Origin of the sequence: [Clostridium] aminophilum, from assembly GCF_900101295.1 — a bacterium.
GTDB lineage: Bacteria > Bacillota > Clostridia > Lachnospirales > Lachnospiraceae > Clostridium_R > Clostridium_R aminophilum_A.
Genome location: NZ_FOIL01000085.1, coordinates 1 through 8,378 on the forward strand (window position 1 = coordinate 1; position 8,378 = coordinate 8,378).

The window sequence follows — 8,378 nt, forward strand, 5'->3', positions numbered from 1 at the left end:
TGAAATCTATCCATCAATAATCCGATTTCATTATAAAAAGTTCTAAATCCCTCTATTGAATTTCCAAAGCAAAAAGGTTTTTTTGTAAGCTCAATCCCCCTCCAATCAAAAGCTCTAAAATAATGCTTTTCACTACCAACATCAATACCAACTACCATTGTCTTTTCTGTTACTTGCCTGATTTTCTTGTTTTGTGTAAAATTCATCTGTAGATACCTCTTTTGTTCTGTTTATTGCCAACTATGCTAGGGTCAGCAATTACAGTTTAACTGAGGTATCTTTCTGTTTCTACAAATTCACACTTTAAATGTTACAGGAAGCTATGAACTAAAAATTTTCTTTTTTCCATTAATTCACGGCAAATGCAGTCGAAATAGAAAATATCGCAGTACTTACGGAATATAAGATAGATTTAAGAACCTGTCTTTTTTCGTAAACTATTTTCATTCTTTTTACACAAATTAGCCACCGGTTGGACATATTTGAACGATAATATATTACCTGCAGGACGGAAACATCCAAGTAACAGCGAAAGGAGATACCGAAATGAGAAAAGTGACAATGCTCAGCATGCTGATCCCGGAATCCCGTACAGGAATTCTTGTACAGAACGGACAGAAAGAACGAATCGAAGCAAAATATATCAGTTTCGACGAATACGAAGAGACCCTTCGAAAAGCTTCGGAGAACACGGCTGACGCATCTGTTCCGATCGTTTCCGGCGTCTTCTACGCGGACAGCGGTGAAGGCCGAAGAGTTCTGGTACTCCCGGACACCGCAGCGATGTGATCCTGTACATCCCCAATTGCCGGCAGCATACGTCCCTTCGTTACTGCCGTCCCTCATAACATCCCTATAAAAGAGAAGTCCCGGCCGAACGGATTCAGCCGGGACTTCTCTTTTCTATTCTTCTATCATCCTCTTGTTTTATATGTCCGGCCCGCAGAATCAATCTGCCGCCGGACCGCGAAAAACGTTTTTTTCCGTCTCAATCAGAATGACACTTCGGTTAGGCCGCCTGCTTCTTTTTCGGAAGAACGAACAGAACAAAACCGATGATCATGCAGACCGCAAACATTGCCAGACCAATGCCGACGATCGGGCCGAGAGATCCTGCTGCCCACCACATCGGAATCAGTCCGATGAAGACTTCCTTCCAGCAGCAAACAGTGGAATAGATACCGTGATTGTCCGGAGCGGTAGACTGGTTGTCCGGGTCAACGGCTCTTACCAGTGCAAGACCGGTTGCCGTGTTTCCGGTTCCGACACCGTATGCCATCAGGGCTTTCTCAAACCACTCTTCCTTACAGAACAGCTTGCTGAGGCCGAAGCACATCACGATGGTGATAGCCGTCATGATCAGAGTATATGCGAGGATCGGAACAATGTAAGTGGAAACCAGCTCCAGATCCAGAGTTGCGATTGCGGTAAGTACGACAACCTCCAGAAGGAAACCGGAGATGTGGTGAATCAGCTTCACATCAACATACTTGTCCAGCTTTGTCAGCTTTGCGATATTCCATACCAGCGCTCCGCCGATGATTCCGTGGATAACGGACGGAAATACGCTGACACCCGGCCAGATCAGACCGATTGCCCAGAAGAGCTTCTTGCCGGCAAATACGGCAGTCAGCAGCCATGCGCCCTGAAATGCAAGATGGTTGATCGCGATACCGGAGGTAACAGTCTGTCCGACGCCTGCTCTCTTCTCATCCGGAAGAACGCCGCCGTAGTAGGAATCCGGCTGTTTCTGCGGATCCTTAACGAAGGTTCCCCAACCTTTTCTGACACCGATGTTGACCATGATCATACCGATGACCATCGCTACGATCAGACCGAAGGTGGCAAGTACCATACCGATGGAAACTGCGCCGTCGATTCCATTTTCCAGGAATGCCTCACCGGCTGCAGCCGCGTTTCCGTGACCGCCCTGGAATGCGAACTGTCCGAGGGAACCCCAGCCCAGCGGAAGACCAACCCAGATGGTGCCGAGGACGATCCCCACGATCGGACCCAGAGCCATCTGAACGGAATATACCCCCTGCTCAACGACAACGTAGTCCAGATAGCGGACAACCTTATCCTTTGTGATGGTGATTCCGAACAGAAGCGCTGCCATGATCGGTGCGATCAGAACATTGGAGAATTTCTCAAATGATTCCGGAACCGCAACCACGTTCAGGCACTGCTGTCCGAGCACCAGCGCGATCACGCCGCCGATCAGGGATGCCGGAAGGAAAAGTTTCTGAATCGGCTTCAGAACCTGACGGACTGCATATCCGACAAGCATGAATACACCGATCAGTACCATGTCATTAAAAAGTGATGCTACTGTCATTTTCATTGCTAAACCCCTTTGTCAAAATACTGACTTCTCCTGTTTTGTCTCTTGCGAGGCACGTTGCTATTGTACTTGCAGGAGTGCATGAAAATCCAACAGCGCATTTTTCCGCTGCTCACAAAATTTATTTTTTAATATGTACGTTAGTATCTTTCATTATTGGTTTTGACGGTTTCGTCGGCATTTTTAGAGACAAAATCTTGCATTTTTTACCCAAAAGTTTCCAAAAAAACCGCCCATTCCGGCTGATTGCCGAAACGGGCGGGTTTTTATATCATTTTTATCAGCGGGTTATCCGTAACCATATCAGGCTTCCCGGATTTTTTTAATCTCTTCGATCATAACCGGAAGGACTTTCATCGCATCGCCGACGATGCCGACATTTGCCACAGAAAAGATCGGAGCGTCTTCATCCTTGTTGATCGCTACAATATAATCCGATCCTGTGATTCCCGAGAGATGCTGGGTTGCCCCTGAAATGCCTGCCGCAATGTAGAGCTTCGGCGAAACGGTCTTTCCGGACTGACCAACCTGATGATTCTTCGCAATCCATCCGTCTTCAATGGCCGGTCTTGTGGCCCCGACTTCACCGCCGAGAATTTCAGCCAATTGTTCCACCAGCCCAAAATTCTCTTTGCTGCCCATTCCGCGGCCGCCGGAGACAATAATCTCTGCATCTTCCAGATTTACGGTTTCCGTGATCTCTTTGACGGTATCCTTTATCTTTGTCTTCATGACACCGGCATCTGCTTTCACATCCCGCGCTTCAACGATTCCGGTGTCCGCGCCCTCCGGCTTCTTAAATGCACCGGAACGGATAACGGCGATTCTCGGTCTGACTTCATCCACAACGACATCGCAGCAGACGGCACCGCTGTACTCTGACGTGACAAATACTTCCTTGTCTCCGTCTGTCCTGATCCCGGCCACATCGGTTACCGCGGCAGTGTCTAACTGCGCCATCAGTTTCGCCGCCAGATCTTTGCCGTCACCGGTTCCGCCCAGCAATACCGTGTCCGGTTTTTCCTCTTCGATGATCTGTTTCAGAATATCGGCATAGCCATCCAGATCATACACTGCCGCCTCGTCGGAGTCGATTGCAAGCACCCGGTCGGCACCGGAAGCCGCGACATTTTGAGCAGCTTCTGAAATATTCTTTCCAATCACTGCGGCAATGACCTGTCCGCCCGTTTTCTCCGCCAGTTTCCGCGCCGGTGTCAGCGCTTCAAGACCGGCCTTGACCGGAGCACCATCTGTGTTTTCCACATACACCAGAATATTATTTGTTGTATCTTCTTTTCTCATGATGCCCTCCGTCAAATTACCTTTGCATCTGTCATCATCTGAATCGCCTTCATCGCCGATTCCTCATCCGACTCTTCTTTAATCCGGATTCCAGCCTCCCTCTTCGGCGGCTCATATTCCGCAACTCGTTTCATTCTCGCCGCAAACGATCCGGCATCCGCAAGTTCGCTGACATCCAGCTCGTCAATCGGCTTACGGCGCGCCGCCATCTTATTCTTGATGGTTGGATATCTCGGATCGTATTCCGGCTTCGACACCGTGACAACTGCCGGCATAGCCGCCTCAATCACACGATATCCCTCTTCGGTTTCGTGCTTTGCCTCAACGGTTCCGCCTTCCGCCTTTATATCAATAATATTGGTGATCACGGCTTCCCCAAGCTTATCTGCCAGACAGATTCCGGTCTGTCCCAACGGTACATCGGTTGCCTCTTTGCCCGTAAAGATCAGATCAAATGCTCCCTTCCCGGCAGAAAGCTTTTCAACAGCCCCCTTCAGGATCTCCGCGATTCCCATCGCATCCATGTCATTTACTTCGTCGCACTTTACCAGGTATGCATAATCTGCCCCGACGGCAAGACAATTCTTCAGGGAATTTTTCGCGCTTTCCGGTCCGACACATAATGCGGTGATCTCCGAACCGTCATTGAGCGATTCCTTCAGACGCGCCGCCATTTCAAGTGAATAGGTGTCAAATGCATTGACCACCGGAGTTATTCCGTCGACTGCCGGTCTTCCGTCTGCTCCAACGGAAACCTCAACCGAATCATCCGGCACCTGCTTAATGCAAACTAATATATTCATGCTGTTCTCCAATCTCTGTCCGTTATTAAAATCTTCCGATGGTATTGTTTGCGGTTACGATTCTCTGTACTTCGTTGGTTCCCTCGAAAATCTGGAAGATCTTTGCATCACGCATCAGTTTTTCTACCGGATACTCACGGCTGTAGCCATATCCGCCAAACATCTGCACTGCCTCCGTCGTACACCACATCGCCGCATCCGAAGCAAAGCATTTCGCAATCGCAGCCTCACGCGAGTACGGCCGGCCCATATCCATCAGATTTAATGCATACGCGTTCATCTGTCTGCTGGCCTCAATCTTAATGGCCATATCCGCAATCTTAAACTGCATCGCCTGGAATTTCAGTACCGGCTTACCGAACTGTTTGCGCTCCTTGGTATAGGCAATCGCCTCATCCATCGCTCTCTGGGCCAGTCCTGTGGAAATGACTCCCATCCATGCGCGGGCCTGATCCAGCGTCTTCATGGCAATCTTGAAACCGTCGCCTTCCTTTCCCAACAGATTCTCTGCCGGAACTCTGACATCTTCCAGAACCACATCCGTTGTGTTTGAGAGGCGAATCCCCATTTTATCCTCCTCATGTCCGACGGAAAGTCCCGGTGTATCCCGGTCGATCAGGAAAATTGACATTCCCTTCGCTCCCGCCGCCTTATCCGTCAACGCGGTCACACAATAAAAGCTTGCAACACCGCCGTTTGTAATAAAGCATTTGCGTCCATTCAGAATGTAGCTGTCCCCGTCTTTCACCGCGGTTGTCGTTCCGGCTCCCGGATCGGAGCCTGCCCCCGGCTCGGTCAGCGCAAAAGCACCGAACCCGCCGTCCAGCAGAAGGTCGCAGACATGCCGCTTCTGTGCATCATTTCCCGCAATGAGCACCGGTTTCGTGCCAAGTCCGCTGGCGGAAATCGTCGTGGCAAATCCGGCGTCCGCCCATGCCATCTGCTCCATCAGAGCGGCGACATCCACCCGGCTGAGTCCCGGTCCGCCGTATTCTTCCGGCACCTCCAGTGTCGTATAACCCTGCTCGATCGCTTTATCGTAAATCTCCTTTGGAAACTCTCCGCTTCGATCGAATTCTTTTGCCTGTGCAACGACTTCCTGATCGCAGAATTTTTTAAGGTCATTCAGCAGATCCTGTGCTTCATCTGAAATAATGTATGCCATAATACAATCCTTTCTTTACCGCAATCGCTCATTTACCGTCAGCATCCGTCAATCCTCATAACACTCTTCCGGATCGAAACAGACCTTGCCCGGATTGAGAATCATGTTCGGATCAAATACCTTCTTGATTCCTCTCATCAGACGCATATTAACCGGTCCCGCAAATTCCTTCAGATAATCCATCTTTCCCGAACCGATTCCATGTTCACCGGAAATCAGTCCGCCCAGCTCTACGGCCTTGGCGTAGGCTTTCTTCATGAATTCACCGGACTCTCTCATAAATTGCTCTTTGTCATCGTCATTGCTGCACAGGTAGATATGAAGGTTTCCGTCCCCTGCATGTCCGAAATCTTTTATGGTGTAAGAATGACCGTTCTGCAGCGTCTTCACATAAGTCAGGAATTCCGGAATCTTCGTGATGGGAACAACAACATCGCATTCGTCGAGAAGCTTTGTATTTCCTTCAATGGATTCAAGAAGAGAACTTCTCACAGCCCAGGCATCCCTGAGCTGCTGCGGAGTATCTGCCACAAGAACATCCACCGCTCCGGCCTCGAGAACGACTTCCGACGCTGCCTCGATAATATCCATAAGCTCATCCTGATCGTTTCCGTCAAACGTAACCAGCACATACGCATTGATATCCACCCCATCCAGGGTTTTCGGATATACATCTTTGCCCAAAAGCTTCTCGGTATCGATGACCACATCCTTTTCCATAAACTCAAGGGCCTGCGGATTGAGATGTGCCGCAAAGAGTTTCGGAACCGAACCGATGGCATCCTCAAGTGTCGGAAACGGTACGATCATTGACATGGTTTCTTTCGGTGCAACGATCAGTTTGAGCGTAAGCTCTGTAATGATTCCAAGTGTTCCCTCCGAACCGATCATGATATCTTTGATCCCATAACCGGAACTGCACTTTGAAACCGCGGCGCCTTCATGCACGATTTCTCCGGTAGGAAGCACGACCGTCATGGCTCTTACATAATCTCTTGTCGTTCCGTACTTTACGGCTCTCATTCCGCCCGCATTCGTCGATACGTTTCCGCCGACCGTGGCAAATTTTTCACCCGGATCCGGCGGGTACATAAGCCCTTTGCTCAAGGCATCCTGAGCCAGATCATTCAGCAGCACTCCCGGCTGAATCGTCACAACCAGATTATCAATGTCGTAACTGAGTATTTTGTTCATTTTCATGGTTGAAAGAATCACGCCGCCATATTTGGCAACCGGTCCGCCGGCGAGATCCGTGCGGGCACCCGAAGGTGTTACCGGAATCCGGTTTGCGTTGCAGATCTTCATAACCTCCGAAACCTCTTCGGTTGTCTCTGCTTCCACAACCACCTCCGGCACAGCGGTTCCATAGATTCTCATCTCATCATGGCAAAAATCGTCATTGATCTGGTCACCGGTAAGGACATGGCCATTGCAGGCTTTTTTCAAAAGCTCCACAATATCATTTGTTACTTTGTTGTAAGAAGTTTTCTCCATCTCGGCCTCCTTTTGTGCACTTCTGCAACCAATTTTAAAATTGGTCTGACCAATAGTCAATATGTTTTTGTACGGATATAAGTACCAAATTTGAGATACGCTTTTTGTACAGAATGATTATTTGCATCTCGCGTTCAGGCAAACGGATCCACTGTGTTATACTATTGTCATGGAATCCGGCTATACTGATATTGCTGTACACCCAGAATCTGAAATTATTTTTAAGGGGTTAAGTTTGAAAGTAAACTTTCAAACTTTGATTGACGGCTCAAATAGACAAGCAAGCTTGTCTGCTTGAGCCTGGAGGACAAAATATGTCTGATGATGTAAAAAAAGAAATGGTTTTCGAAAACAGCAGCGAACGCGTCTACCAAACTCTCATGGACTCAATTCTTGATTCCTTAAAAACCGGCACCTTAAAACCGGGAGACCGCCTGCCTCCGGAGCGGAAATGGGCAGAAGAAATGAATGTATCCCGTTCTGCCGTACGCGAAGCCATCCGGGCCCTCGATATGATCGGACTCGTAAACGCCCGACAGGGCGGCGGAACTTATATCAACAAAAGTTATCGCCTGACCATGTTTCAGCCGATGACCATCTCCTACCGGCTCAATCAGGGCTCTCTCTCCGACATTCATGAATTCAGACAGTGTCTTGAGATCCAGGCCGCCAAGCTTGCCGCAATCCACGCTACGGATGAGGATATTCGGGAACTGGAAGAGCTGGCTCATAAAATGAATGACGCCGACAACACCTATGAAGGCTCGGTATATGACAGCAATTTCCACTCAAAAATCGCAGAGATCTCCGGAAACTGTCTCATCCGGGACAGCCTTGCATCTCTGGGCGCTCTGCTGGATGAAATCGTCGATGACATCCGAAACATCATTCTTCAATCCGCCAGAGACACCAGAATTCTTCATGCGCAGCATCAGCGCATCATCGACAGCATCAAAAACCATGATTCCGATTCTGCCATAAAGTGCATGTATGAACATATGACCTTTATTGCCCGCCTGATTGAGTCAAATAACCTGTGAGTCTTGAACAAAGTCCGCAAGCGGACTTCGGCTCCCCCATCCCCTCAGTCCTGAGGGGAGCCCCGCGGACTTTGCGCGCCGCCGCTGGTCACCGTTAGGTGACAGCTTCCTTGGCGAAGCTCTTAGCGAGGTCTTTTCGAGCTTAGTGCGTGCCATGGAAATTCACTTAGCGAGGTTTTCTCGAGCTTAGTGAATTTGCTTACAGCGGCGTGCGCATCCTCGCGGAGCGT

7 protein-coding genes and 1 pseudogene are annotated in these 8,378 nt (G+C 49.2%); 2 read left to right on the forward strand and 6 right to left on the reverse strand.

What is annotated here, in order from left to right; translation table 11 throughout:
• Positions 1–206: pseudogene (locus BMW41_RS13525) on the reverse strand (IS110 family transposase); the annotation flags it as partial.
• Between the two features lie 340 nt (positions 207–546).
• Between BMW41_RS13525 and BMW41_RS13530 the strand changes: the two are divergent.
• The gene (locus tag BMW41_RS13530; protein WP_074650709.1) at positions 547–789 is read left to right on the forward strand and encodes a hypothetical protein; all 243 of its coding nucleotides are present in this window, start codon (positions 547–549) and stop codon (positions 787–789) included.
• A gap of 220 nt (positions 790–1,009) precedes the next feature.
• Here the strand turns inward: BMW41_RS13530 and BMW41_RS13535 are convergent, their stop codons facing one another.
• The 5 genes from BMW41_RS13535 to BMW41_RS13555 all read right to left on the reverse strand — a co-directional run bounded on the left by BMW41_RS13535 (position 1,010) and on the right by BMW41_RS13555 (position 7,108).
• Entirely contained in the window at positions 1,010–2,344 is a 1,335-nt protein-coding gene (locus BMW41_RS13535) for a sodium/glutamate symporter family protein (protein ID WP_177171257.1), read from the reverse strand.
• 303 nt (positions 2,345–2,647) lie between these two features.
• Entirely contained in the window at positions 2,648–3,646 is a 999-nt protein-coding gene (locus tag BMW41_RS13540; RefSeq protein WP_074650718.1) for an electron transfer flavoprotein subunit alpha/FixB family protein, read from the reverse strand.
• An 11-nt stretch (positions 3,647–3,657) separates the two neighbouring features.
• Positions 3,658–4,449: an electron transfer flavoprotein subunit beta/FixA family protein gene (locus BMW41_RS13545; protein ID WP_074650711.1), complete on the reverse strand. Its 792-nt coding sequence runs from the start codon at positions 4,447–4,449 to the stop codon at positions 3,658–3,660.
• Positions 4,450–4,474: 25 nt separating this feature from the next.
• On the reverse strand, positions 4,475–5,614 hold the full coding sequence (locus BMW41_RS13550) for an acyl-CoA dehydrogenase family protein (RefSeq protein ID WP_074650712.1): 1,140 nt from the start codon (positions 5,612–5,614) through the stop codon (positions 4,475–4,477).
• A gap of 48 nt (positions 5,615–5,662) precedes the next feature.
• A complete protein-coding gene (locus tag BMW41_RS13555) occupies positions 5,663–7,108 on the reverse strand; it encodes an FAD-binding oxidoreductase (protein WP_074650714.1) in 1,446 nt (481 codons plus the stop codon).
• Between the two features lie 380 nt (positions 7,109–7,488).
• Here BMW41_RS13555 and BMW41_RS13560 point away from each other — a divergent pair, with 380 nt between their 5' ends.
• The gene (locus BMW41_RS13560; protein WP_177171258.1) at positions 7,489–8,148 is read left to right on the forward strand and encodes a FadR/GntR family transcriptional regulator; all 660 of its coding nucleotides are present in this window, start codon (positions 7,489–7,491) and stop codon (positions 8,146–8,148) included.
• Positions 8,149–8,378 lie beyond the last annotated feature (230 nt).

Coding starts and splice junctions, on each gene's coding strand:
- BMW41_RS13535 (WP_177171257.1), bottom strand. CDS start 2,344: ATGAAAATGACAGTAGCATCACTTTTTAATGACATGGTACTGATCGGT.
- BMW41_RS13560 (WP_177171258.1), top strand. CDS start 7,489: ATGGACTCAATTCTTGATTCCTTAAAAACCGGCACCTTAAAACCGGGA.
- BMW41_RS13540 (WP_074650718.1), bottom strand. CDS start 3,646: ATGAGAAAAGAAGATACAACAAATAATATTCTGGTGTATGTGGAAAAC.
- BMW41_RS13545 (WP_074650711.1), bottom strand. CDS start 4,449: ATGAATATATTAGTTTGCATTAAGCAGGTGCCGGATGATTCGGTTGAG.
- BMW41_RS13530 (WP_074650709.1), top strand. CDS start 547: ATGAGAAAAGTGACAATGCTCAGCATGCTGATCCCGGAATCCCGTACA.
- BMW41_RS13550 (WP_074650712.1), bottom strand. CDS start 5,614: ATGGCATACATTATTTCAGATGAAGCACAGGATCTGCTGAATGACCTT.
- BMW41_RS13555 (WP_074650714.1), bottom strand. CDS start 7,108: ATGGAGAAAACTTCTTACAACAAAGTAACAAATGATATTGTGGAGCTT.